Raw genomic sequence first — 24,740 nt, 5'->3', positions numbered from 1 at the left:
CTATCCCTCCTTTTTTACTCTTGGTTTTAAAAATGGTTTTTTAACTATTTTACCAGATAGATATCTTTTACCATCAGAAATTATAACCTCTTCTCCAATCTCGCCATGAGGAAGATTAACATAACCCAATGCAAGAGATTTATTTAAAATAAAAGAAAAATTACCACTTGTTATAAATCCAATCTCATTATTTTCTTTATTAAAAATTTTATTTCCATGTCTTGCAATACCACCTTCTACTTCAATTCCAATAAATTTTCTTTTAACACCTTCTTCAAGAATTTTTTGAATTGCTTCTTTTCCAATAAATTTTTCTTTGTTCATATTAACTAGAAACTTTTGACCTGACTCAATTGGATTTATACTCTCATCGATATCATTTCCATAAAGCCAATAGCATACTTCAAATCTTAAAGTATCTCTTGCTCCAAGTCCACAAATTCTTATATCAAAATCTTTTCCTTTTTCTAAAATTTGAGTTATTACTTTCTCGCCTAAATTTTTATCCATATAAATTTCAAAACCATCTTCACCAGTATATCCGGTTCTTGAGATTAATAACTTTTCACCGAAAATTTCAATCATATCGAAATTGAAATATTTTATATTTTGAAGATTAAAATTAGTGAAATTTTGAAGTAGCTCTTCTGCTTTTGGTCCTTGAACTGCTAATTCAACAATATCCTGAGATTCATTATATATTTCAAGTCCACTCCATAAATATTTTTTAATATGATTAAAATCTTTTTCTATATTTGCTGCATTTATAACTAAAAGAATATCTTCATCTGAAAAAGTATAAGAAAAAAGATCATCTACAATTCCCCCATTTTCATTTAACATAACTGTGTATTTTACATCTTTAAATTTTGTATTTAATATATCATTTGTCAAAATAAAATCTGCAAAGCGCTTTGCATCTTTTCCCTTTATTCTAATTTCTCCCATGTGTGAAACATCAAAAACTCCAACTCTTTCTCTTACTGCTATATGCTCATCTTTAATTGATGTATAATAAATTGGCATTATAAAACCTGCAAATTCTACAAATTTAGCGCCTTGCTTCTCATGAAAAGAATGAAGTGGAATTTTTTTCATATATCTTTTTCTCTTTATAAAATTAAGCCCCAGATTAAAATCTGGGGCTTAATAAATTATTATATTCTTACTCCCATCTCGTGTGTTACTTTTTCAAGTTTAAGAAGATTTTCAAAATCTTCATCAATTCTTTTTTGCATTTCTTCTATTACATGTTTATTTTCAGGAGTAAAAAGATGTTTAAATCTAGTTTGAAGTTTTAAAAATTCTTCAATGGGTTTTCTCTCTTTTGGTTTGTAATTAACAGTAAGCACTCCATTTTCTATTTCGAATAGTGGCCAATAATTTGTTTCTGTTGCTAATCTACTTAATTTCATTGTCATACTTTCTGGAAATCCCCAGTTTGTTGTACAAGGCATTAATATATTTAAAAATTTTGGACCTTCTATCTCAAATGCTTTACTTGCTTTTTTAAACATATCCATGGTGTTATAAACATTTGATTGTGCAACATAAGGAATGTTGTGTCCAGCAACAATTTTTACCAAATCTTTTCTCCATTGAATTTTCCCTATTGATACTTTACCTGCAGGTTGAGTTGTTGTTGATGCACCTAGAGGTGTCGCTCCGCTTCTTTGATGTCCTGTATTCATATAACCTTCATTGTTATAACATAGGTAAAGAAAATTGTGCCATCTTTCTAATGCTCCAGAAAGAGCTTGAATTCCTATATCATATGTTCCACCATCTCCTCCTATTGCCACAATATTTACTTCTTCTTTAATAAGACCTTTTTTCTTAAGTGCTCTGTATGCTGTTTCAACACCAGATGCACTTGATGCAGCATTAACAAAAGTAACATGAAGCCAAGGAGTGTTCCATGCTGTGTATGGGTAAATAGTAGATACTACTTCAAGACAACCTGTCGCATTTACAACAACTACTGGTTTCTTTGATGCAGAAAGAACGGTTCTTAAAATTGTTGCTATTCCACAACCTGCACACATTCTATGACCTGCAACAAACTTCAAACCTGTTTTGGTCTGAAGTTCTGCTAAATCTCTTACTGTTTTAACTTCCATTTTATTCACCTCACTCTCTTAATCCAATGCATTTTTCTTCTTTTGAAAATTTTCCTTCAAGAAGTTCAATAAAAACTTTTCTAATTTGATGTTTGAATATATCTCTTCCACCAAGACCATAAATATAACTTTGAATAGGAATCCTTTTATCTAAATCATAAAGTGCATTTCTTATATCAGAATAAAGTGGAGCATACGCTCCAAAAGAGTATGCTCTATCTAAAACTCCAATTCCTTTGAGATGTTTAAGAGCATCTCTTATTTCATCATATGGGAAAGGTCTAAAAAGTTTTGGTTTAAGTAAACCAACTTTTATCCCTTCATTTCTTAATTCATCAACAGTATCTTTTGCAGTTCCAGCAGTTGAACCCATCACAACAATTGCAACTTCGGCATCATCAAGTTTATAACTTTCAAAATATGGATAGTCTTTGCCAGTTATCTTAGATAACTCTTTTCCAACTTCAAGATAAACTTTAAGAGCATTTTTCATAGCTTCTTGTTCTTGTCTTTTTGTCTCAAAATTAAAATCAGGTAATTGTAAGGGACCTATTGTTATAGGATTTTCAAAATCAAAAAGGGAAAAATGTGGTTTTCTTTCTCCGACAAATGAATACATTAATTCACAATCATAAATTTCAACAACTTCAACACCATGACTTATGATAAATCCATCAAGGCCAACCATAACTGGAAGCAAAACATCTGGATGTTCTGACAATCTTACTGCTAAAAACATATTTTCATATGCTTCTTGTACATTTTCTGAAAAAATTTCTATCCATCCAAGGTCTCTTACTGCCATCATATCTGAGTGATCACAATGAATATTAATAGGTGCTGAAAGTGCTCTGTTTGCAATTGCCATAACAACTGGAAGACGAAGTCCACTTGTAGCAGGAAGAACTTCAACCATAAGTGCGAGACCTTGAGATGCTGATGCAGACATTGCTCTTGCTCCTGCTGCTGATGCAGCAGTTACAATTGAAATAGCAGAGTGCTCTGATTCTGGAGTAACAACCTCAGTTTTAACAAGACCATCTGCGGCAAATTTTGAAAAAATTTCAACAATTGGAGTCTGTGGTGTTATTGGATATGCAGCAACAACATCTGGCTTAATTTGTCTCATTGCTTCTGCTACTGCTTCAGCGCCAGTTAATGGTAATTTTTTAGATTTAACAACAGTAGCCATTATTTCACCTCCCATGTTTCTCTCTCCATTTTAATTGCTTCAGTTGGACACTCCTCAGCACAAACACCACATCCTGTACAGAAATCTAAATTTGTTTCTAATCTAACTACTCCTTTATAAATTCTATCTCTCCAACCTTTAACTCCTTCTTCATTTATCTCAGTTGGAATTGCCATTACAGGACAATAATGCACACAAATCATACAGTGTGAACACATCAATGGATCCCATTTTGGTACAAAACTTCTCCATGCACCAGTTTTATAATCAAGAGCACTTGCAGCAGGAAGTGTACCACCGATTGGTAATTCTTTCCATGTAGCACCTATCTTTACTTTATTAACCTTATTCATCACTTTACCTCCTCATATCCTCTTTTAAGAGCATCAATGTTTTTCTTTGTAAGATTTTCACCAAGTTTTTCTAAAAACATTTCTTCAATTGCTTTTTTTAGAGAATCAAGTGAAAGAATATTACTTACTTTTACAAGAGCACCAAGAGTTGGAATATTTGGTGCATCTCTTCCAACTGTTGATAGTGAAATTCCTGTTGCATCAACTGTAAAAACTTTTCCATTAAATTTTGTAACCTTTTTTACCTCTTCAGCACTTTTTATTGTGTTAACAATCAAAACACCATTCTCTTTTAAGCCTTTTGTTACAGGAAGAGTGTAAATATAAGTTTCGTCAAGGACAATTACAGCATCAGGTTCTAAGATTGGTTCATGAGTTCTAATCTCTTTTGTAGAAATTCTTGTGTAAGCAACTGTTGGTGCACCTCTTCTTTCTGAGCCATATTCAGGGAATGCTTGAACTGTTTTTCCTTCGAAAAATGCAGCGTATGCTAAAATTTGACCCCCTGTTTTTGCTCCCTGACCGGCTCTACCATGAATCCTAACCTCAAAAAGGTCGCTCACTTCTCATAACCTCCATTTATTTAAAAAATATATAAGCCAATTCTAAATTTTTTGCTCTAAAACACTAAATCACACTTTTATCATTATATCATTTAAAAATTTAAAAATAAAATTATTATAATTAATCTTATGGAGGATATATGAAAAAATATGTTCTTGTGATTGATCAAGGAACAACAAGTACAAGATCAATTATTTTTAACGATTCTGGAGAAATTGAACACATAGAGAGAGAAGAAATTACACAAATTTATCCAAAACCTGGATGGGTTGAACACGATCCAGAAGAGATTTTTAATTCAGTTCTTAAAACAATTAATAAATCTCTGAAAACATTAAATTTAGAACCAAAAGATATTTTATCAATTGGAATTACAAATCAGAGAGAAACAACAATTTTATTTGAAAGAGATACAGGAAAACCTGTTTATAATGCAATAGTTTGGCAATGTAGAAGAAGTGCAGAAATATGTGAAAAGATAAAAAAAGACGGACTTTCTCATGAAATACACAAAAAAACTGGACTTGTTGTTGATCCATACTTTTCTTTAACAAAACTTGTATATCTTTTAAGAGAAAGAGAAGATATAAATAAAAAATTTATTGAAGGAAAGGTACTTTTTGGAACAGTTGATACATATATACTGTATAGATTAACAAAAACAAAATCATTTTATACAGATTATTCTAATGCAAGTAGAACTATGATGTTTAATATAAATAGTTTAAATTGGGATGAAGATATCTTAAAACATTTTAAAATTCCAGAACACTCTTTACCTGAGGTAAAAGATTCATCATTTATGTTTGGAAAAATTGATAAAGAATTTTTTGGAAGAGAAATCCCTATTACTGGAATTATAGGAGACCAACAAGGTTCACTATTTGGTGAATTATGTTTAGAAAAGGGGATGGTTAAAAATACTTATGGAACAGGTTGTTTTATTCTTTTAAATACAGAAAATGAAAGAGTTTTTTCAAAAAATGGTCTTTTAACAACAATTGCATGGGGAGTAAATGGAAAAGTGAGTTATGCACTTGAAGGTTCAGTATTCATAGCAGGAGCACTTGTTCAATGGTTAAGAGATGGATTAAATATTATTAAAAATTCAAATGAGATAGAGACTTTAGCAAGAGAGGTGGAAGATACAGAAGGAGTTTATATTGTACCAGCATTTGTTGGTCTTGGCACTCCATATTGGGATATGTATGCAGGAGGGCTCATAATTGGAATAACAAGAAAAACCAACAAATCTCATATAGCAAGAGCATCTCTTGAAGCAATTGCATTTCAAACTAAAGATGTTATAGAAACAATGGAAAAAGAAACAAAAGAAAAAATTAAAGTTTTAAGAGTTGATGGTGGAGCAGCAATGAATGACCTCCTTCTTCAAATTCAATCTGATTTTTTAGGAATAAAAGTTGAAAGACCAAAAATATTAGAAACAACAGCTTTTGGTACATTTTTACTCTCTTCACTAGGAATTGGTTTGATAAAATTAGAAGATATAGTGTGTTTTGAAAAAATTGAAAAAATTTTTACTCCTAAAATGGATAAGGAGACAAGAGAAAAAAAGTATAAAATATGGCAAGAAGCAGTTAAAAGGAGTTTAGGTTGGAGAAAAATTATGATGTAATTATTGGTGGAGGGGGTATAGTTGGAGCAAATATTTTTAGAGAACTTTCAAAATATGAGTTAAAAATTCTCTTAATTGAAAAAGAATGTGATGTTGCATCTTTTGGCTCAACAATAGCAAATACAGGAATAATTCATGGAGGTTATGATCCAATACCAGGAAGTTTAAAAGCGTTATTTAATAGTGAAGGAAAAAAACTTTGGAGAGATTTAACAGAAAAATTACATATTGATTCAGAATTTAATGGTGTTCTAGTATTAGCATATACAGATGAAGAAGAAAAGTTTTTGTATGAACTTTATGAAAGAGGGATTAAAAATAAAGTTAATGTTGAAATAATTGATAAAAATGAAATTAAAAGATTAGAGCCAAATCTGAAAGATACATATAAAAAAGGGCTTTTATCTCCTGATGCTGGTATTATAGATCCATTTATTGCAACAATAAATCTTGTTAGATCTGGTTATTTAAATGGCGGAGAGGTTCTTTTTTCATGCGAAATAAAAGATTTAATAAATGAAAATGGATGGGTTATAGTAATAACTAATAAAGGAGATTTTAAAACAAAAATTTTTGTAAATGCGTTAGGTTTTTTTGGAAAAAAATTTTTAAAAAAAGATGAGATTTTCCCAAGAAGAGGACAATATTTAATAACAGATAAAAGTTTAAAAGGTTTAGTTTCAAGACCAATTTTTGGAGTTCCTACAGAAAAAGGGAAAGGAATTTCAATAACCCCTACACCCTATGGGAATCTTTTATTAGGACCTACATCTCATATTGTTAATTCATATGATACATCTTCATATTTAAAAGAAAGAGAAGAAATTTTAGAAAGAATTTCTAATTTTATTGATTTTGATTTTTCAAATTTTATTATAAGAGATTTTACAGGAGTAAGAGCATCATCTAAAAGAAAAGATTTCATAATTGAATTTGATGATAATTCAAATATTTTGCATGTCCAAGGAATTGATTCCCCAGGTCTTACAGCATCTCCAGCAATTGCAAGATATGTTTCAGATTTAATAAAAGAGAGAATCAGTTTAAAAGAAAAAAAAGATTTTATAGAATCAATTGAAAAAGATATCTCTTTAAAAAATCTTACAAAATTAGAAATTGATGAATTAATAAAAAAGAATCCATCTTATGGAGAAATAATTTGTAGATGTGAATTTGTCTCAAAAGGAGAAATTCTACAAACATTAAAAAATTTTCCAGAACCAAAAAATATTGATGGACTTAAAAGGAGATTGAGGGTAACTTCAGGAAGATGCCAAGGCTCTTTCTGTACGATTAGGATTTTAAAAATTTTGAATGAAGAAAAGAAAATCCCATTTGAAAAGATAAAAAAGAAAGGAAGTAGAGGAGTAATAGTTTATGGTGAAATTGAATAATATTGATCTGGTAATAGTGGGTGGAGGACCAGCAGGACTTTTTCTTGCAAAAGAAGCAAAAAAGAGAGGTCTTAATGTTATTATTTTTGATAGAGAAGAGAGAATTGGAGGAATACTTAAACAATGTATTCATACTGGATTTGGTTTAGAAATCTACAAAAAAGATTTAACAGGTCCAGAACTGATTGAAGAATTAAAAGAGGATGTTCTTAATCTAAATATTAATATTTTTACAAATTCAATGTGCATAGGTTTTGAAAATGAACTTCTCTATTTTTATTCACCAAAAGGAATAGTTGAAGTTAAATCAAATTACTATGCATTTGCTCTTGGAGCAAGAGAAAGAGCAAGGGGGAGTGTTTTTATTGAAGGAGACAGACCTTCTGGAATTTTTACAGCAGGATTTGCTCAATATATAACAAATATTCTTGGTTTAAAAATTGGTAATAAGATTGCTATACTTGGCTCTGGAGATATAGGATTAATTATGGCAAGAAGATTAACTCTTGAAGGAATGAATGTTATTGGAGTTTTTGAAATTATGCCATTTTATGGGGGATTACCAAGAAATATAAGACAATGTATTGAAGATTTTGAAATTCCACTTTATCTTTCACATACAGTTTTAAAAGTTGAAGGAGAGGAGAGATTAAAAAAAATTTATGTTTCAGAAGTGGATGAAAATTTAAAACCAATAGGAAATTATAAGGAATTTGAAGTTGATACACTTCTACTCTCAGTGGGCTTAATTCCTGAAATTGATATTTTAAGAAGAAATCTTATCATTGATAAAAAAACATTAGGACCTGTTGTAAATCAATATTTATTAACTAATATAAAAAACACATTCGTTATTGGAAACTCAGTCTATATCTTTGATCTTGTTGATAGAGCAATGATTTCTTCTTTGTCTACATTAAATTATATTCTTAAAAATAAAAACAAAGAAAACCCTAAAATAAAGGTTTTTGGAGGAAACTTAATAAAAAATTATATACCTCAACTTATTGAAAGAAGTGATGATGAGATAAAAATTTATTTTAGAGTAAAGGAGCCAATTTTTAATAAAGAGGTTATTATAAGAGAAGAAAATAAATTAATAATAAACAAAAAATTAAAAGCTTCATATCCTGCAGAAATACAAGAAATTTTAATAAATCCAAATAAAATAGAAAAAGATGAGATAATAATTGAGGTGTTATGAAAGAGATAACTTGTATAATATGTCCAGTAGGTTGTAGAATTTTATATATTGAAGATAAAATTACAAATTATAAGTGCAAAAAAGGTCTTAAATACGCAATAGAAGAGTTGGAAAATCCAAAAAGAGGTTTAACAACAACACTTAAAGCAATAGGACTTTCAAAAAGAAGAGTTGCTGTTAGAATTGATAAAGAGATACCTAAAGAAAAAATTTTTGAAGTTTTAAGAGAAATAAAAAAAATAAAGATAGATAAAAAAATAAGAAGAGGTGAAATTATTTTAGAAAATGTTTTAAATTTAGGAGTTAATCTTGTCTCACAAGAGACAGTTGAATAAGTTTAAGATTTTAAAAATTCTAAAATATCCTCTATAACTTTATCTCCTTCTGGGTCATTAAATAGTTCATGTTTCATTGGATATTCTTTTATTAATTTATCGCCAAAAATAGAATCATAAAGAAGTTTAGCAGAAATTGGTGGAACAACTTTGTCATAAGCTCCAAAAAGAATTAAAATAGGAGTTTTTGTTCCTTTCTGAAGAGCAATTTTTGTATTTTTATAAATTTCAAAAAATAGTCTTACTGAAATTTTATTATGAACGAGTGGATCAAGTATATATTTTTTAACTTCTTCTTCATTTCTTGAAAGATCTTCTGGATTTATTCTATTTGACATTGTAAATTTTGGATAAAGTGAATTTAAAAATTTTGCAAGATAGACTAGCCCTTTTGGGAGTTCATCTAAATTTAAATTAAAAATTCCACTAGAGATAATTGCTTTTTTAAAAAAACCTTCTCTTTCTTGAAGGTATCTATATCCAATTAAACCTCCTAAACTATGACCTAAAAGGAAAACTTCATTTTTTGGATTAAATTTTAATGCCTCATCAAAGATTTCAAAAAGTACTTCAAATGATGGAATGTCTCCTCTTATTCCAGAACTTCTTCCATGACCTATAAGATCAATTCCTTCAACCATATAGCCAGAGTTTACTAAAATTTTTTCTATCCTCTCATACCTCCCAATGTGCTCACCAAGACCATGAACAATAAAAATTTTACCCTTTTCACCTAAACCATTTGAGTGATAAAAAATTTTGTATCCTTTAAAATTAAAAAAATTTTCCACTCTCCACCTCCATATATTATTTATAAAATTTATTCCCAATCTAACAAACGTTTTTCTCCTTCTATCTTTTTGATATTAGTTATGTCTTGAGTAACCTCAATTGTTCCTAAATATTCTCCATCTTTTCTTACAGCAAAATATCTTATATAAATTAATTTTCCATTTATAGTAATCCAAAATTCTGCGGAATCCCTTGTTCCCTTTTTAAACTCTTCAATAATTTTATTTACAATATGAACACTTTTTTGAGGATGACAATTTTGAACACTTCTTCCAATAACTGCTTTTGTCCTTACAAAAATTCTATCTTTTGTCATACTGAAATATTTAACTTTATCATTTTTATCAACAAATGTTAAATCAACTGGAAGTGTATTTAATATTGCTTCAAGTTCATACAGATTAAATGATCCTGTCGGAAGATTAATCTCTTTTTCTATATCCACTTTCTCTTCTATAGAAAACAATTTTTCTTTATAATCATCCGGAAGAAATGTTGGATACCCAATTTCGTCAAAATCTTTTTTAATTTTCAAAAAATCTTCTTTCCTAAATAATTTATTAGCTGTTGGAAATAGAATATTATTCTCTTTAAAGAAGTGTGAATTAATAAAATTAAATAAATCTAATGATAGTGATTTCAATTTTTGTAAGTTATTTTCATTAAAGGTTTCTTTCAAATTATCGTAAATATCAAAAAGGCTCTTCTTGATTTCTCTAATTTTATCGTGTTCCATCCACATAATTTTTGGTGGCTCAACAATCCCATATTTTTCAAGAGTTGGAAAAAGAGCATTCTCTTCTCTTAAATAATGAGATTCTGAATCTTTAAAATTTTGAATGATATTTTTTATTTTTTCTTCATTTTCTTTAAATGTCTTTATATCATTAATAATATTAAGTATTTTAATTAATTCATCCCCCATTTTTAATATTAATTCATGCTCTTTCAACAAAATATTAATTGGATTATTTTTGTCAAAATCTTCTTTTTTCTGTAAACTCTCTTTAAAGACAAGAAGATGGGTTTCACAAAGTTTTAGTATTTCATTTCTATCCATCCCTTCTTTTATCAATTCTTCTTCTATTTTAGCAATCTCTTCAGGTTGTACATCTTTAAGGAGTTCTTTAAATTCACTTTTTACTTGTTCCGGATTCTCACCTTTATGTATTCTTCTTATAATATTTTTTAAAATCTCTTTTTTCTCATTAAATCCAGTATAAAATTCACTCATAAAAAACCTCCATTAAATTTCTACAGTTTCATTATAACAATTTATGAGTTTATAATAAATTTGAGGTAAATAAATATGGAAATTTTTGTTGGAACATCAGGTTGGATGTATTCATGGAATGAAGGTGGTAATTTTGATTGGTATGTAAAAAATAGTGGTTTAAACTCAGTTGAACTTAATGCTTCTTTTTATAGATTTCCATTTGAAAATCAAATTAAAGGTTGGGTTAAAAAGGGAATATCTTTAAGATGGAGTATTAAAGTTCATCGATTAATAACTCACAAGTTTAAATTAAATGAAGGCGCAAAGGAAAGTTTTAAAAAGTTTCTTGAACTTTTTAAACCAATGGATGATATAATCGATTTTTATCTTTTTCAACTCCCTCCTTCATTTGGACCAGAAAACAAAGATACTCTTCTTAATTTTTTTAAAAATTTAGAAAAAGATAAAATTGTTGTTGAATTTAGAAATAAAAAGTGGTTTAATATTGACCTTGAAGAGTTTGGAAATAAAAATTCTATTTTAATTTCATCAATTGACTCACCAGATTTGCAGAAAAAAATATTTGTAATAAATGGAAAAATTTATTTAAGGTTTCATGGAAGAGAATCTTGGTATCAATACGACTATGGTGAAGAAGAACTAAGAGAAATAGCCGATATTATTAAAAGTAAAAAACCGAAATTAATTTATACATATTTTAATAACAATCATTCAATGTTAAAAAATGCTCAAATGTTTTTTAAAATTCTCAAAGAATGATAAAAATAGAAGAGGTTAAAATTAAAAAATCACTTCAAAAATCAAAAATCTCAGAATATTGCATAAATCCATATTTTGGTTGTCTTAATGGGTGCCTTTATTGCTATGCATCATTTATAATGCAAAAGTGGCATCATAAAGAAGAAATTTGGGGTAATTTTGTTGATGTAAGAGTAAATACTCCGGAAAACTTAAAAAAAGAAATTAAAAATAAAGATAAAATTGATGTTTACATATCTTCTATGACTGATCCATATCAATCTATTGAAGAAAAATATAAATTAACAAGAGAGATTTTAAAAGTTTTTTTAAATGAAGAGAACAGTTTATTTGATAAAAAATTCAAAATAACAGTACAAACAAAAAGAGACCTTATTTTAAGAGATATTGATATTTTAAAAAATTTAAAAGATGTAACTATTGGATTTACAATAACTATTATGGATGAAGAAAAAAGAAAAATATTTGAAAGGGGTGCATCTGAAACATATAAAAGATTAAAAGCGCTTGAGGTTTTTAATAAAAATAACATTAAAACATATGCATTTTTTGGTCCTATTCTCCCTGGAATTTCTGATAGAGAGGATACAATATACAAAATTGTCAAATTAATTTATGAAACAGGAACAAGAGAGATTCTATTTGATAAATTAAGTTATTTCAAATTTATGAAAAGAATAAAAGAAATTTCTTTTAATCTAGGTCTATTTAAAGAATTTTTAAAAAGTGAAGATGAAAAATATTTAATAGAATTAAGAATAAAAATTCAAAATGTAGTAAAAGAGTTTAAAAATCTTCATTCAAATATTCTTTTTTAAAATGTTACTTTTGTGTCTGACACCAGATTAACCTATTTAAGGAAGACAATTGTTACACCAACATTTTCAGGATCGAGTGTAAATCTTTCAACATGAGGATGATTTTTTAAAAATTCATGAATTGCTCTTTTTAAAATTCCAGAGCCGACTCCATGATAGATATATATAAATGGATATGATACAAGAGAAACACTATCAAGATATTTATCAAGTTTTGCAAGCGCTTCATCAACTGTTTTACCATGAAGTTCAATCTTCATTGGAGGCATTTCCCTTTCTGGTAATATCAATTCACCCTCTTTTGTCTCTTTCTCAATTTCAAAATTCCCATTTAGTTTCTTTGTGATTTCTGTATATGGTAAAACCACTCTCATAGTTCCAATTTGAATGACCGCTTTTTTCTCTTCATAATCTTTCTTTAAAATAATTCCTTGTTTTCCAAACTTATCTATAAAAACTAAATCTCCTTCCTCTAATTCTTCAAAAGGCACAAACTCTTTTTCAATTTCTTCTTCCTCAATTTCTTCATTTATTTTTTCAATCTCTTTTTCCAATTCTTTTTTCTTTTCCAAAACTTCTTTTCTTTCTCTTGGAAGGGTCTCAAGAATTTCTTCCATTTTTCTTTTTGTTTCTTCAAGAATTTTTTGCATCTCCTTTTTTGCTAAAATAGAATATTCTTTTCTTTTTAATTCAAGTTCTTGAAGTAAAAGTTCTAACTCCTCCCTCTCTTTTATAATTTTCTTTTTTTCTTCCTCAATTATTTCTTTATCCCTTTCAATTGTTGTTTGATCATTTTTCATTTTGTTTATTATAAATTCTTTTGTTATATGCTCTTCCCCAAGTAGTTCTTTTGCTTTGTTAATTATCTCTTCTTTTAAACCAAGAGATGATGCAATTGTTAAAGCATGGCTTTCTCCAGGAACACCAATAAAAAGCTTATAAGTTGGTTTTAGAGTTTCTATATCAAAACCCATACTGCAATTCTCAACTCCATCAGTTTTATATGCATACTCTTTTAATCTTGGATAATGAGTTGCAATAGCACATATTGAACCTAAGTTGTAAATATATTCTGTTATTGATTGTGCTAAACTTGCTCCTTCTTCTGGATCAGTTCCTGCACCAAGCTCATCAAGAAGAATCAAGGAGTTCTCTGTTGCATTATTTAAAATATTTACTATCTGTTTCATATGAGAAGAGAAGGTTGATAAACTTTGTTCAATACTTTGCTCTTCACCTATATCAGCAAAAATATTATCAAAAATATATGTTTCATATTCATCAGATGGTACATGAAAACCAGATTGAGCCATTGCTTGAAAAAGTCCGATTGTTTTTAAAGTAACAGTCTTTCCGCCTGTATTTGGTCCTGTAATTATTAAAACTCTAAAACCTCTTCCAATTTCAAGTGAAATTGGTACAACATATCCTTTTAAAAGAGGATGTCTTCCATTTATTATTTTTATTCTTTTCTCTTTTATAATTTTTGGTTTTGTTGATTTCGTATCTAAAGCATAGTGAGCTTTTGCAAAAATTGAATCAATTTTTCCTAAAATTTCCATGTTTTTTTCAATAATTTCGAAATTTTCATAAACAATTATTGTTAATTCTGTAAGTATTTTTTTGACTTCTTCCTCTTCTCTACCAATTAGTTCAATCAGTTCATTATTTTTTGGAACTATAAATTGTGGTTCAACAAAAACTGTCCTTCCTGATCCAGATGTATCTTGAACAACAGATGGAAAATAATTTAAAAACTCTTTTTTTATTGGAATAACATATCTTCCATTCCTTATAGTTACTATTTGTTCTGCTATCATGTTTCTATAAACTGAAAGAGAAAATAGGTCTTCAAGTTTTTCAATTATTCTTTCTCTAAGGTCTTTTATTCTTCTTCTTATTGATTTAAGTTCAGGAGATGCATCATCTTTCACATTTCCTTCATCATCTATGCATCTTTCTATTTCATATAAAACTCTTGTATCTTTTTTTAAATCTTTTGCTAAATTAAATAAATTTTGGTAATTTTCTTTTCTTCTTTCAATCTCATCTTTAATTTCATTAAATAAAATCAAATCTATTTTTAACCTGTTTAACTCTTTACCATTTAAAATCGATCTAATCTTTGCTTTTTTTAAAACATCATCAATTTCTTCAAAAGATGAAAAAGGAAGATTTCCCTCATTTTCAATAAATTTTTTCGCTTCTTCAACCTCAATCAAACTTCTCTCAATAAAATCAAAATCTAAAGAAGGGGAAATATTAGAGATAATTTCCCTACCCATTGATGTATAGGCATATCCTTTTACAATTTCAACAATTTTAAAATATTCAAGTTTATTTAAACTATATAAATCCATTTTAAAAAATTATATCATTAATTAAAAGATTTCTTACTAACTTTATGATTTCTAAAGAGTGGGGGGTGTCGGAGTGGAGGCAAAGGGTTTCGCATTTGAGTTTAATTGAATTCCCATTTATAGATAAAATTTCTCCTTTTTTTATTAAATTTATTAATCTTTCTTCAATTATTTTTAAATCGGAAATAACAGAGTGTGGTTCACTTCTTGGAACAAGAGTTCCATCATCATTATATGCTCTATCAATATAAACTTCATTTAAAACTTTAAGACCCATATTTTTCCAAATTTCAACCTGTTTTGAACCTGAAAGACCAATTAAATAAAGATTATTGTCAAAAAGAGAAACTGCCCTTCCTATCGCTTCAGCAATTTTTGGATCTTTAACTGAATCATTATATAAAGCACCATGTGGTTTAACATGATTTAAACATAACTTTTCTATTTTTAAAATAGAGTAAAGAGCTCCTATTTGATAAAGTACAAGATTTTCAATTTCTTGAGGTGTCATCTTTATGCTTCTTCTTCCAAAACCCACTAAATCTGGATATGAAGGATGAGCACCAACTAAAACATTATATTTTTTAGCAATTTTTACCGTTTCCCTCATAATGTCTGGGTCTCCTGCATGAAAACCACAAGCAATATTAACAAGATCAGCATTCTTTATTAACTCTTCTTCAAATTCATTTCTATATATTCCAAAACCTTCTCCGCAATCAATATTTATTAAAATTTTCCTCATCAAAAATCTCCTCAACCTTTACATTAAATTTTTTATCTTTTAAAATAATATAATATTTTTTTATTATACCTAAACTCTTTTTGAAACTTTTAATTTCCTCCTCCATTTCAAAATATAATTTTTGAGCCTCCTCAATTGAAACTATCTTAAATTTAATTTTTTCTCCGAATCTTTTTTGTGACAAAATTGGTATATCAACTTTAATAACATTTCCTATTTTTGGATAACCACCAGTTGTTGGTCTATCTTTCATTAAAATTATTGGTTTTCCATTTTGAGGTACTTGTATTGTTCCTAAATTTACACCCTCAGATATTATTGTCTCTTTGTCCTTTTTTAACTTTAATGGTTCACCATCAAGTCTTATTGCAACTCTATCTGATTTTTCAGAAACTATATAATAATTTTCTAAAAATTTTTCTAATTCTTCCTCTTCAAATCTTTCATTATCTGGTCCTAAAATAAATTTTACACTCTCTTTTTCAAACTCTAATTTAAATTCTTTTTGAAATTTTCTATTTAAAACTTCTTTGTCAAAGAAATCTGAAACTTGTATTAAATCTCCTTTTTTAAATTTTACTCCTTTGTTTAAGAATTTATCAAATGAGGCACTATTCAAAAATTTATCTGTTTTAACTCCACCTTGTATTATTAAATAACTTCTGAACCCCTTTTTAACATAATCAAGTTTTAAAATTGAACCCTTTTTTACATAATAAGGTTTAAAACATTCAATTTTTTCGAAATTTATATATGCATCAATTTCTCCGCCTGTTAAACAAATTATCTTATCACACAAAAATTCAATTGTTGGACCTTTTAAAGTGATTTCAATTTGAGGAGCATTTTCAGATGTATTTAGAAAAATATTCCCTAATCTTAAAGAAAATTCATCCATTGCGCCAGAATGAGAAATTCCATATCTTAAAAAGCCTCTTCTTCCTAAATCTTGAATTGTTGTGTAAAAACCTTCCTCTAAAACTTTTATCATATAAATCTTATCTCATCTCTATAATTTTTAATTAAATCTTCTTTTGATATTCTTTTAAATTTAACAAAATCACCCTCTTTTATCTTTATTTTTATCTCCTCATTAATCTCTATTAAATCAAAATATGTTAAACCAATAATTCTAAATCCTCCAGGAGATTTTATTCCATAAATTCCTAGTTGCTCGCCTCCAATTCCTATACTTCCCTTAGGAACTAATATTCTTGGTGATTCTAATCTTGGAGTATGAAGAATTTTTGGAAGACCCCCAAGATAAATAAATCCTGGTAAAAATCCATACATATAGACATAGTAAACCTTTTTTAATAAAATTTTTATAATTTTTTCTTCATTTAAATTATGAAAGTTTGCAATATATTTTAAATCACTACATATATCGCTTCCAAAATATGCTGGAATTACAAAAATTTTCTTTCTTTTAATAGAAAAACGATTCTTTTTAATAGAAAATTTTAATATTTTATCTTTTAAATCAAAATATGAAATTTTTAAAGGGTCATAAATCACAAGTAGAGATCTATATGATGGAATTAATTCCTTAATTCCTTCAACTTTTTCAATTAATAGTAAGTTTTTTAAATTTTGAACTTTTAAATTTGTCTTTATATTAATTTTTTCTTCAAATCTTATCAAAAGCCCATCTTCACCAAGAGGTCTTATATCAACTTGACTCATATTTAATTTAAGATTATCATTTTTTCTATGAATAAAAAATATATTCCCTCTTTAATTTTTCTTGCAGCACTATGGGGAAGTGATTTTATGTTTATTAAAATTGGTGTTTCTTCTATTTCGCCTCCTCTTTTTACTTCTTTAAGATTTCTTATTGCAACAATAACTCTTTTTATTTTTTTAAAGATTAAAAAAATCTCTTTTAAAATTGAGTTAAATACACTTCTTTTTATTTTTATAATTGCATTAGTTGATGTATATATTCCACAAATTTTTATTTCAACTGGTGAAAAATATATTGCAAGTGGTCTAACTTCTCTTATCTTATCTTCATCCCCTATTTTTACATTCATTTTTGCACATATTTTCTTAAAAGATGAAAAACTGACATTAAATAAAATTTTATTTGTTATACTAGGATTTTTAGGAGTTTTTATTATTTTTTATAAAGAAGTTATTAATAGTGATAGATTGATTTTAACAGGATTAATTTTCATTATTTTAGCATCACTATTTTATGGTCTTGGTGTTATTCTTTTGAAAAAAATCAGTTTAAAATATGAAACTTCTCTCTCTTGTTTTTATTTGGTTCTTTTTGGATTTTTAATCTCAATTCCATATGTTTTAACATCAAGAGATTTTAATATAAATGAAATAAAAATTTCTTCAGTGCTTTCACTTTTTTATGTTGGAATAGTTTTACAATCTTTTGCATATACTTTCTTTTTGAACTCAATTAGAAGATTTGGAGCATCCAAAACTTCTTTTGTTGGTTATATTGTTCCAATTTTTGGCGTAATTTATGGAGTTATTTTTTTAAAAGAGTCAATAAATATTAATACTTTAATTGGAGGTTCTTTAATAATATTATCAATCTATTTAATTGAAAAAATAAAATAAAGATTTATAAACTTTTAATTCTTTTGAAACTTCTTGGGTATTTTTCTGGTGTCTCTTTAGTCTTCTTTAAAATTAATAATACTCTTTCACTTTTATAAAAAGGAAGTTCATATTTAAATATATTTTCAATTTCCAATCCAAGTTCATTTAAAAAAGATCTATTTCTTTCGATTAACTCAATTTCATCTACTCCTTTCCACAAAAAAATTTTTCCATTTAATTTAACAAAAGGTGATGTTAATTCAAAAATTCCAGGTATTCTTAAAACCCATCTTGAAAAAACAGTTATAAAGCCTTCTCTTAAAATATTTTTTAACTCTTCCTTTTTTATTAACTCCTCTCCTCTTCCAGACAGTAAAATTACTTCTTTTAAATTTAAAGTATTAACTACTTCTTTTAAAAACTCACACCTTTTTTTATTTGATTCAATTAAATATAGTTCAATATCTTCAAAATATATTTTTATTGGAATTCCTGGAATTCCAGCACCTGTTCCAATATCAATTGATTTTTTAAAAATTTCTTTATTACTTTTTTCATAAAAAATTGGAATTAAAGAATCTATAAATTGCTTAATTGCAATATCTTCTTTTGTCTTTTCACCAGTTAAATTGAATTTTTGATTGTAAAATATTATTAAATGAAGATAAGTTTTAAATTTTTCTAACTTTTCCTCATTTAAATTTAAATTAAAATAAGAGAGCGCCTCTCTAAACCAATTTTCCCAGAGCTCCATCTAATTTTTAGCTTCCCCAGTTGAATTTTGAATTTACTATTTGGTAAAAATTTTTTTCTTTAAGTCGAACCAATTTTGCATCTCTATCACTTAATCTAAAAAGAAGGTGGTCATTTTTAATTAGATCTTCCCTTTTAATTCCATCTTCAATAAAAAAAATTTTGCTCTCTTCTTCATTTATTTTTATTGAAAGTTTCTCTTCTTTTGATAAAACAACCGGCCTTGCTGTAAGTTTATGAGAGCATAAAGTTGTAAGAAGATATGCTTCACACTTTGGAGAAAGAATTGGACCACCTGCAGATAAAGAATATGCAGTTGAACCATTTGGAGTTGAAACAATAACTCCATCTCCTTTCATTTTAAAAACAGAGATGCCATCTATAAATATTTCTATAGTTATAATCTGGGAAAGAGTGTCTTTTGAAATAACAAAATCATTAAAAGCAAAATATTTTCCAAGCGATTTCCCTTCTCTTATAATTTCACATTCAAGAACTTTTCTTGTTTCTATTTTAAATTTATTACTTATAAGTTTTTCAATAGCAACAAATACATCTTCTTTTTCAACATCAGTTAAAAAGCCTAAACCTCCAAGATTAATTCCTAATATAGGAGAATCAAATTTATATGCATATTGAAATGCTTTAAGAAGCGTTCCATCTCCACCAAAAGATAAAATTATTGAATTTGACAAATCTTTTTCATTATCAACATAAAAAGTGTCAATTCTTTTCTCTTTTAGATATTCAAAAACAATTTTAGATAGATTTTTTGCTTCTTCAGTTTCCTTATAAATAATTCCAATTCTCATAAAATCTTTCTTTTGCCTCCTTAATTGATTTTTCAACAAATAACTCCACCCCAAAATCAAATGGTGGTGTCATTTTAATCATATATAACAAATATTCAATATTTCCATCTTTTCCTTTAATAGGTGAAGGTATTAATCCAACTGGATGAAATTCTTGAGATTTAATAAATTCTAAAAATTCTAATAAAACATTTTTGTGAATATCAAAATTTTTCACAACTCCTTGTTTTAGATTCTCTTTTCCTGCCTCAAATTGTGGTTTAATCAAAACAATATATTCTCCTTTTTCTTTAAGAAACTTCTTGCAATTTGAAATTATAATTTTTGATGATATAAAAGATGTATCTTCTGTTATTAAATCAACTTTTTCAGGAATATCATCAAAAGATAGATACCTTGCATTTAATCCTTCTTTTAAAATAACTCTTTTATCTTTTCTTAAACTTTCATGAAGAAGTCCTTTACCAATATCAACTGCATAAACTTTTTTTGCACCATTTTTCAATAAAACTTCTGTAAAACCACCGCTGCTTGAACCAATATCTATACAAATTTTTCCATTTATATCAATATTGAATCTTTCAATTATCTCTTTTAATTTTTCTCCACCTCTCGAAACAAATTGAAGTTCTTCAACAATTACAATATTTGCATCTTTATCTATGTAAATACCGCTTTTATTTACTTTTTTCCCATTTACAATCACATAACCCCTTCTAATTGCTTCCTGTGCTTTTGCTCTTGAATTGAAAAAACCTTTTTCTAAAAGTGCTTTATCAAGCCTTAATTTTCTTTCCAATTATGTTTAATAGCACCTCCTTTATACTATCTTTATCAAGTTTATATCTTTTTAATAGTTCTTCTCTTGTTCCTACTGGAGGAAATGTCTCATTAATTGCAAGATGTACAATCTTTATTCCTCCAATATTTTGAAGTTTTGGAATGATTTTTGACCCAATTCCATTCAAATAAAAATGTTCTTCAAGAATTAAAACTCTTTTTATTTTTTCAGCATATTTTAAAATTGAAAAAATTGGCAATGGATTAGCAAATCTAATATTTAATAACATCGGGTTTAAATCTAATTCTTTTAATTCAAGAACTGCTTTATATGCATAAAAACTTAATTTTCCAAGAGAAATAATCAATACATCATCACCTTCAAAAAGAGTTTCAGGTTCATAGGGAATAATTTCTGTTTTTATATTTAGGTTTTCAGATGAATCTTTAGGATATCTTATAACACAAGGTTTATTTTCATATAAAGAAAAATTAAGCATCTCTCTTAACTCATCTCCATCTTTAGGTGCCATAATTACAAAATCATCAGAAAAAGAAAAATATGCAATATCAAAAATACCTTGGTGTGTTTCTCCATCTTCTGAAACAAGTCCTGCTCTATCTACTGCAAAATTTACCTTAACTTTTTGGAGTGATACATCAAGAAGAATTTGATCTATTGCTCTTTGTAAGAAGGTTGAATAAATAGCAACAAAAGGAATTTTCCCACCTTTTGCAAGTCCTCCTGCAAAAGTAACAGCATGTTCTTCGGCAATTCCAACATCAAAAAATCTTTCTGGAAAGGTTTCCTTGAATTTTTTTAAACCAGTACCTAGTTCCATTGCTGCTGTTATTGTTACAACTCTTTCATCCTTTTTCCCTATCTTAACAATTTCATCACCAAAAATTTGTGAAAAAGATTCTTCTTTTTTGGAGGATATTAAAAATGGTGGAGATGAATGGTATATATCTGGATCTTCCTCTGCAAAATCAATTCCTTTTCCCTTTTTTGTAATTATATGAACTATTCTAGGTGATTTTATATTTTTAACTTTTGAAAAAACATCAACAAGTAAAGGAATATTATGTCCATCAAATGGTCCAAAATACATTATTCCCAACTCTTCAAAAACAATTCCAGGAATAATTGCTTCTTTAATTATAAGTTTAAATTTATTTATTAAATTTATTAAACTTTCACCTAATTTTCCTCTTCTTTTTAAAATTTCATTTAATTTATTAACTGAATCTCTATAAAACTTACCTGCTCTTAATTTTGAAAAATATGATGAAAATGCTCCAACATTTTTTGATATCGACATCCCATTATCATTTAAAACAATTAAAATATCCTTTTTTGATTGACCTAAATTGTTAAGTGCTTCCCATATTTCTCCACCAGTTAAAGCGCCATCTCCAATTATGTTTACAATTTTATAACTTTCACCATTTAAATCTCTTGCAGATGCTAAACCAAGAGATAAAGATAGTGAATTTGATGCATGACCCACAAAAAATGTATCATATTCACTTTCCCTTGGTGATGGATATCCAGATAAGCCACCCTTTTTTCTTAAAAGATGAAATTTATCTTTTCTTCCAGTTAAAATTTTGTAAGCATAACATTGATGACCAACATCAAAAATTATTTTATCTTCTGGTGGATTAAATGTGTAAAGAAGAGAGATAATTAATTCAACAGTTCCAAGATTTGAAGAGAGATGTCCTCCATTTTTTCCAACAACTTCTTTTATCAGTTCTCTTATTTCAAAAGATAATATTTTTAGTTCATCGAAATTTAATTTTTTTAAATCATCAGGAGTATTTATTTTATCTAAGATAGCCATGATTTTAAATAGTAAACAAAAGATTCTAAAATATTATTTTTTAAATTTAAATTTTTTATAATATACAAACTCTCATCAAGTAAATTTAAGGCAATTTCTTTTGACTTTTCAACTCCAAAAAATTTTGTAAAAGTAACTCTTTTTTCATCTTCTTCATTTTTCTTTGAATCCTCAATATCATCAAGAATTTGATAAGTTAATCCAACTTTTTCTCCAAAATTTTCAATTAATTTTATATTCTCATCCTCTGTTTCACTTAAAATTGCACCAACTTTAAGAGATGCTTTTATCAAACAACCTGTTTTTCTTGAATGAATATAATATAGAAGTTCTTCATTTGCTTCATCTGGTGAAGACATAACATCCATAACTTGACCACCTACCATTCCATTTATACCTGCTAAAGATGAAATTTCATAAATAGATTTTAAAATTAAGCTTTCTTTAAAATTTTTATTTTTTGACATAACCTCAAATGCAAGTGTTAAAAAGGCATCTCCTGTTAAAATTGCAATATCCTCTCCAAAAACTTTATGAAGCGATGGCTTTCCTCTTCTTGTTTCAGCATTATCAATTGGAGGTAAATCATCATGAATTAAAGAATAAGTATGTATTAATTCAATTGCAATAGCAAATGGTAAAGCGATATCTTCATTTTCCTTAAATGAAGAGAATGAAGCAAGAAGGAGAGTTGGTCTTAATCTTTTTCCACCACTTTTTATTGCATAATTAAGGGCAGGATAAATTGGTGAGGTCTTGTATTCATTTAAAATATTATCTATTTCTTTTTCTAAAATATCGCTTTTTTCTTTAAGAAAATTAAGAAAAATATCTTTCATAATTTCATTTTATAACAAAATTTGAGAATTCTCCTTTTGGTTCATGAAATGAGTATTCAATGTTTGAGACAACTGCTCCTGTTGGTCCAGTTCTTAAGTGTTCCAAAATTTTGTTTAAATCTTCCTCTTCTCCTTCTCCAACAAATGTCACTGTTCCATCTATGTTATTTTTAACATATCCCTTAATTCCATATTTTTTAGCATAATAGTGAATGTAAAATCTGAATCCAACTCCTTGAACAATTCCAAAAACTTTCGCTTCAAGTCTCTTCTTCACTTCTATACCTCTCTGCAATTCTTCCTAAAATTCCATTTATAAATTTATATGAATCATCATAACTTCCATATTTTTTAGCAATTCTCACTGCTTGATCTATAATAGCAGCGGTTGGAATATCTTTTTTAAAAAGAAGTTCAAAAGTTCCAATTCTTAAAATATTTCTATCAACTGCAAGCACTCTCTCCCATTCCCAATTAAGTAAAAATTCTTGAATAATATTATCAATATAATTTAAGTTCTCTGTAACACCTCTTAATAGTTCAACTGCATAAATTATGCTTTCTTCAGGAGTATTTTCAAATTCAAAATTTTCAATTATCTTATCAATATCAAAAGATGTTATTTCCTTCTGATATAGTAATTGAAGGGCTTTCTCTCTTGCTATTTCCCTAACCCTCATTTTTATCTTTAACATCTATATAATAAAAATTTATTTCATTAATTTTATATGGTGTAAATTTCTCCAAAATTTCTTTTATTCTTTTTCTTAATTTTTTTGAAAGTTCAATTAAATCAACTAAATAAAAAACTCTTAAAAGAATATCAATATTTAAAGCCTCTTTATCCCTTTTTATTTTTATTCCTTTTTTTGCTTCATCTCCATCAAAAATATCAATTAGTTCTTTTGCAAAATCTGACCCAAGACCTTCTATTTCATTAAATTCTCTTATAGTTGATTCTATAAGATGTTCTATTGCATAGTCACTCATTACAAGATTATCTTTCATTCTTTTTTACCCACCCTTTCAAGATATTCTCCTGTTCTTGTATCAACTCTTATTATTTCTCCTTTTTCAACAAAAAGTGGGACCTGAATCTTTAGACCAGTTTCAAGAACTGCAGGTTTACTTCCACCCTGTGCAGTATCTCCTTTGAAGCCTGGTTCAGTTTCCACAACTTCAAGATCAACATAGTTTGGAAGTTCAACACCAATTGCTCTATCTTTATAATACAAAACTTGAATATTCATTCCTTCTTTTAAATAATATTTTTCATCTCCAATAAATTCTTCAGGAAGTTCAATCTGCTCATAAGATTTATTGTCCATAAAATAATAAACACTCCCATCATTATACATATATTGAAATTCTTTTCTCTCAACATATGCCTCTTTTACTTTTTCACCTGCTCTAAATGTTCTTTCAATTACATTTCCAGTTTCTATATTTCTAATTTTAGTTCTTACAAATGCAGAGCCTTTACCTGGTTTAACATGCAAGAAACTTATAACAATCCAAACCTCTCCGTCAAGTTCAAATGTAACTCCTGGTCTTAAATCATTAACATCAATCATTATCTCCTCCTAAAGAATTCAACTATTTAGATTTTAACAATTAATTTCTATTATATCAAGT

Annotated in this window: 27 protein-coding genes; 7 read left to right on the top strand and 20 right to left on the bottom strand. The window is 27.5% G+C overall.

Translation table 11 applies throughout. The features are described from left to right. Genes gcvT through N3D74_04705 form a run of 5 tightly spaced genes read right to left on the bottom strand, consistent with a single transcriptional unit; the run spans position 1 to position 4,228 of the window. Positions 1 to 1,098, bottom strand: coding sequence for a glycine cleavage system aminomethyltransferase GcvT (gcvT, locus tag N3D74_04725; protein ID MCX8095470.1), 1,098 nt, complete (start codon positions 1,096 to 1,098; stop codon positions 1 to 3). A gap of 59 nt (positions 1,099 to 1,157) precedes the next feature. Continuing rightward, positions 1,158 to 2,120 (bottom strand): thiamine pyrophosphate-dependent enzyme, encoded by a 963-nt coding sequence (locus N3D74_04720; GenBank protein MCX8095469.1) that lies wholly within the window; start codon positions 2,118 to 2,120, stop codon positions 1,158 to 1,160. A gap of 10 nt (positions 2,121 to 2,130) precedes the next feature. Next, on the bottom strand, positions 2,131 to 3,312 hold the full coding sequence (gene porA / locus N3D74_04715) for a pyruvate ferredoxin oxidoreductase (GenBank protein MCX8095468.1): 1,182 nt from the start codon (positions 3,310 to 3,312) through the stop codon (positions 2,131 to 2,133). Next, positions 3,312 to 3,665, bottom strand: coding sequence for a 4Fe-4S binding protein (locus tag N3D74_04710; GenBank protein ID MCX8095467.1), 354 nt, complete (start codon positions 3,663 to 3,665; stop codon positions 3,312 to 3,314). The genes porA and N3D74_04710 overlap by 1 nt, the downstream gene beginning before the upstream one ends. Beyond that, positions 3,665 to 4,228 carry a 2-oxoacid:acceptor oxidoreductase family protein gene (locus tag N3D74_04705; GenBank protein MCX8095466.1) on the bottom strand — a complete coding sequence of 188 codons (564 nt, stop codon included), beginning with the start codon at positions 4,226 to 4,228 and terminating at the stop codon, positions 3,665 to 3,667. Before N3D74_04705 ends, N3D74_04710 begins: the two co-directional genes overlap by 1 nt. 140 nt (positions 4,229 to 4,368) lie before the next feature. On the opposite strand from N3D74_04705, the gene glpK reads away from it, so the two are divergent. Genes glpK through N3D74_04685 form a run of 4 tightly spaced genes read left to right on the top strand, consistent with a single transcriptional unit; the run spans position 4,369 to position 8,798 of the window. Beyond that, complete coding sequence (gene glpK, locus N3D74_04700) at positions 4,369 to 5,865, top strand: glycerol kinase GlpK (protein MCX8095465.1); 1,497 nt, start codon at positions 4,369 to 4,371, stop codon at positions 5,863 to 5,865. Beyond that, complete coding sequence (locus N3D74_04695; GenBank protein MCX8095464.1) at positions 5,844 to 7,259, top strand: NAD(P)/FAD-dependent oxidoreductase; 1,416 nt, start codon at positions 5,844 to 5,846, stop codon at positions 7,257 to 7,259. Before glpK ends, N3D74_04695 begins: the two co-directional genes overlap by 22 nt. After that, entirely contained in the window at positions 7,243 to 8,463 is a 1,221-nt protein-coding gene (locus N3D74_04690; protein MCX8095463.1) for an NAD(P)/FAD-dependent oxidoreductase, read from the top strand. Before N3D74_04695 ends, N3D74_04690 begins: the two co-directional genes overlap by 17 nt. Then, positions 8,460 to 8,798, top strand: a complete 339-nt coding sequence (locus N3D74_04685) for a DUF1667 domain-containing protein (protein MCX8095462.1) — start codon at positions 8,460 to 8,462, stop codon at positions 8,796 to 8,798. The genes N3D74_04690 and N3D74_04685 overlap by 4 nt, the downstream gene beginning before the upstream one ends. Positions 8,799 to 8,800: 2 nt before the next feature. Here the strand turns inward: N3D74_04685 and N3D74_04680 are convergent, their stop codons facing one another. After that, positions 8,801 to 9,589, bottom strand: coding sequence for a lysophospholipase (locus N3D74_04680; protein ID MCX8095461.1), 789 nt, complete (start codon positions 9,587 to 9,589; stop codon positions 8,801 to 8,803). Positions 9,590 to 9,618: 29 nt separating this feature from the next. Next, positions 9,619 to 10,824, bottom strand: a complete 1,206-nt coding sequence (locus N3D74_04675) for a DUF438 domain-containing protein (GenBank protein ID MCX8095460.1) — start codon at positions 10,822 to 10,824, stop codon at positions 9,619 to 9,621. A gap of 75 nt (positions 10,825 to 10,899) precedes the next feature. Between N3D74_04675 and N3D74_04670 the strand changes: the two genes are divergently transcribed. Both N3D74_04670 and N3D74_04665 read left to right on the top strand, forming a co-directional pair. Beyond that, complete coding sequence (locus N3D74_04670; GenBank protein MCX8095459.1) at positions 10,900 to 11,586, top strand: DUF72 domain-containing protein; 687 nt, start codon at positions 10,900 to 10,902, stop codon at positions 11,584 to 11,586. Continuing rightward, complete coding sequence (locus tag N3D74_04665) at positions 11,583 to 12,404, top strand: radical SAM protein (GenBank protein MCX8095458.1); 822 nt, start codon at positions 11,583 to 11,585, stop codon at positions 12,402 to 12,404. Before N3D74_04670 ends, N3D74_04665 begins: the two co-directional genes overlap by 4 nt. Before the next feature lie 32 nt (positions 12,405 to 12,436). Here the strand turns inward: N3D74_04665 and N3D74_04660 are convergent, their stop codons facing one another. Genes N3D74_04660 through pxpB form a run of 4 tightly spaced genes read right to left on the bottom strand, consistent with a single transcriptional unit; the run spans position 12,437 to position 17,195 of the window. Continuing rightward, positions 12,437 to 14,764 (bottom strand): endonuclease MutS2, encoded by a 2,328-nt coding sequence (locus N3D74_04660; GenBank protein MCX8095457.1) that lies wholly within the window; start codon positions 14,762 to 14,764, stop codon positions 12,437 to 12,439. A gap of 1 nt (position 14,765) precedes the next feature. After that, entirely contained in the window at positions 14,766 to 15,509 is a 744-nt protein-coding gene (locus N3D74_04655) for a LamB/YcsF family protein (protein ID MCX8095456.1), read from the bottom strand. Continuing rightward, positions 15,484 to 16,500 (bottom strand): biotin-dependent carboxyltransferase family protein, encoded by a 1,017-nt coding sequence (locus tag N3D74_04650; GenBank protein ID MCX8095455.1) that lies wholly within the window; start codon positions 16,498 to 16,500, stop codon positions 15,484 to 15,486. Before N3D74_04650 ends, N3D74_04655 begins: the two co-directional genes overlap by 26 nt. Then, complete coding sequence (pxpB, locus tag N3D74_04645) at positions 16,497 to 17,195, bottom strand: 5-oxoprolinase subunit PxpB (protein MCX8095454.1); 699 nt, start codon at positions 17,193 to 17,195, stop codon at positions 16,497 to 16,499. The genes N3D74_04650 and pxpB overlap by 4 nt, the downstream gene beginning before the upstream one ends. A 27-nt stretch (positions 17,196 to 17,222) precedes the next feature. Between pxpB and N3D74_04640 the strand changes: the two genes are divergently transcribed. Beyond that, positions 17,223 to 18,092, top strand: a complete 870-nt coding sequence (locus tag N3D74_04640) for a DMT family transporter (protein MCX8095453.1) — start codon at positions 17,223 to 17,225, stop codon at positions 18,090 to 18,092. 4 nt (positions 18,093 to 18,096) lie between these two features. Here the strand turns inward: N3D74_04640 and rsmG are convergent, their stop codons facing one another. From rsmG to efp, 9 genes are read right to left on the bottom strand one after another with little or no spacing between them, the layout of a single operon-like run. Further along, the gene (gene rsmG, locus N3D74_04635; protein MCX8095452.1) at positions 18,097 to 18,828 is read right to left on the bottom strand and encodes a 16S rRNA (guanine(527)-N(7))-methyltransferase RsmG; all 732 of its coding nucleotides are present in this window, start codon (positions 18,826 to 18,828) and stop codon (positions 18,097 to 18,099) included. A 7-nt stretch (positions 18,829 to 18,835) separates the two neighbouring features. Then, positions 18,836 to 19,639, bottom strand: coding sequence for an NAD(+)/NADH kinase (locus N3D74_04630; GenBank protein MCX8095451.1), 804 nt, complete (start codon positions 19,637 to 19,639; stop codon positions 18,836 to 18,838). Next, on the bottom strand, positions 19,617 to 20,438 hold the full coding sequence (locus tag N3D74_04625; protein MCX8095450.1) for a TlyA family RNA methyltransferase: 822 nt from the start codon (positions 20,436 to 20,438) through the stop codon (positions 19,617 to 19,619). Before N3D74_04625 ends, N3D74_04630 begins: the two co-directional genes overlap by 23 nt. After that, positions 20,416 to 22,266: a 1-deoxy-D-xylulose-5-phosphate synthase gene (gene dxs, locus N3D74_04620; protein ID MCX8095449.1), complete on the bottom strand. Its 1,851-nt coding sequence runs from the start codon at positions 22,264 to 22,266 to the stop codon at positions 20,416 to 20,418. Before dxs ends, N3D74_04625 begins: the two co-directional genes overlap by 23 nt. After that, the gene (locus N3D74_04615; protein MCX8095448.1) at positions 22,254 to 23,105 is read right to left on the bottom strand and encodes a polyprenyl synthetase family protein; all 852 of its coding nucleotides are present in this window, start codon (positions 23,103 to 23,105) and stop codon (positions 22,254 to 22,256) included. The genes dxs and N3D74_04615 overlap by 13 nt, the downstream gene beginning before the upstream one ends. Positions 23,106 to 23,109: 4 nt before the next feature. Next, positions 23,110 to 23,382, bottom strand: coding sequence for an acylphosphatase (locus N3D74_04610; GenBank protein MCX8095447.1), 273 nt, complete (start codon positions 23,380 to 23,382; stop codon positions 23,110 to 23,112). Further along, a complete protein-coding gene (nusB, locus tag N3D74_04605; protein MCX8095446.1) occupies positions 23,366 to 23,785 on the bottom strand; it encodes a transcription antitermination factor NusB in 420 nt (139 codons plus the stop codon). Before nusB ends, N3D74_04610 begins: the two co-directional genes overlap by 17 nt. Beyond that, on the bottom strand, positions 23,775 to 24,113 hold the full coding sequence (locus tag N3D74_04600) for an Asp23/Gls24 family envelope stress response protein (GenBank protein MCX8095445.1): 339 nt from the start codon (positions 24,111 to 24,113) through the stop codon (positions 23,775 to 23,777). The genes nusB and N3D74_04600 overlap by 11 nt, the downstream gene beginning before the upstream one ends. Further along, positions 24,110 to 24,679: an elongation factor P gene (gene efp, locus N3D74_04595; GenBank protein ID MCX8095444.1), complete on the bottom strand. Its 570-nt coding sequence runs from the start codon at positions 24,677 to 24,679 to the stop codon at positions 24,110 to 24,112. Before efp ends, N3D74_04600 begins: the two co-directional genes overlap by 4 nt. Between the last annotated feature and the right edge of the window lie 61 nt (positions 24,680 to 24,740).

The organism is Caldisericia bacterium, from assembly GCA_026414995.1.
GTDB lineage: Bacteria > Caldisericota > Caldisericia > B22-G15 > B22-G15 > JAAYUH01.
Note: the sequence above shows the minus strand (reverse complement) of the source record. Positions and strands in the feature narration are given on the sequence as shown.

Coding starts and splice junctions, on each gene's coding strand:
- gcvT (MCX8095470.1), bottom strand. CDS start 1,098: ATGAAAAAAATTCCACTTCATTCTTTTCATGAGAAGCAAGGCGCTAAA.
- N3D74_04720 (MCX8095469.1), bottom strand. CDS start 2,120: ATGGAAGTTAAAACAGTAAGAGATTTAGCAGAACTTCAGACCAAAACA.
- porA (MCX8095468.1), bottom strand. CDS start 3,312: ATGGCTACTGTTGTTAAATCTAAAAAATTACCATTAACTGGCGCTGAA.
- N3D74_04710 (MCX8095467.1), bottom strand. CDS start 3,665: ATGAATAAGGTTAATAAAGTAAAGATAGGTGCTACATGGAAAGAATTA.
- glpK (MCX8095465.1), top strand. CDS start 4,369: ATGAAAAAATATGTTCTTGTGATTGATCAAGGAACAACAAGTACAAGA.
- N3D74_04690 (MCX8095463.1), top strand. CDS start 7,243: ATGGTGAAATTGAATAATATTGATCTGGTAATAGTGGGTGGAGGACCA.
- N3D74_04685 (MCX8095462.1), top strand. CDS start 8,460: ATGAAAGAGATAACTTGTATAATATGTCCAGTAGGTTGTAGAATTTTA.
- N3D74_04675 (MCX8095460.1), bottom strand. CDS start 10,824: ATGAGTGAATTTTATACTGGATTTAATGAGAAAAAAGAGATTTTAAAA.
- N3D74_04670 (MCX8095459.1), top strand. CDS start 10,900: ATGGAAATTTTTGTTGGAACATCAGGTTGGATGTATTCATGGAATGAA.
- N3D74_04665 (MCX8095458.1), top strand. CDS start 11,583: ATGATAAAAATAGAAGAGGTTAAAATTAAAAAATCACTTCAAAAATCA.
- N3D74_04660 (MCX8095457.1), bottom strand. CDS start 14,764: ATGGATTTATATAGTTTAAATAAACTTGAATATTTTAAAATTGTTGAA.
- N3D74_04655 (MCX8095456.1), bottom strand. CDS start 15,509: ATGAGGAAAATTTTAATAAATATTGATTGCGGAGAAGGTTTTGGAATA.
- N3D74_04650 (MCX8095455.1), bottom strand. CDS start 16,500: ATGATAAAAGTTTTAGAGGAAGGTTTTTACACAACAATTCAAGATTTA.
- pxpB (MCX8095454.1), bottom strand. CDS start 17,195: ATGAGTCAAGTTGATATAAGACCTCTTGGTGAAGATGGGCTTTTGATA.
- N3D74_04640 (MCX8095453.1), top strand. CDS start 17,223: ATGAATAAAAAATATATTCCCTCTTTAATTTTTCTTGCAGCACTATGG.
- rsmG (MCX8095452.1), bottom strand. CDS start 18,828: ATGGAGCTCTGGGAAAATTGGTTTAGAGAGGCGCTCTCTTATTTTAAT.
- N3D74_04630 (MCX8095451.1), bottom strand. CDS start 19,639: ATGAGAATTGGAATTATTTATAAGGAAACTGAAGAAGCAAAAAATCTA.
- dxs (MCX8095449.1), bottom strand. CDS start 22,266: ATGGCTATCTTAGATAAAATAAATACTCCTGATGATTTAAAAAAATTA.
- N3D74_04615 (MCX8095448.1), bottom strand. CDS start 23,105: ATGAAAGATATTTTTCTTAATTTTCTTAAAGAAAAAAGCGATATTTTA.
- nusB (MCX8095446.1), bottom strand. CDS start 23,785: ATGAGGGTTAGGGAAATAGCAAGAGAGAAAGCCCTTCAATTACTATAT.
- N3D74_04600 (MCX8095445.1), bottom strand. CDS start 24,113: ATGAAAGATAATCTTGTAATGAGTGACTATGCAATAGAACATCTTATA.
- efp (MCX8095444.1), bottom strand. CDS start 24,679: ATGATTGATGTTAATGATTTAAGACCAGGAGTTACATTTGAACTTGAC.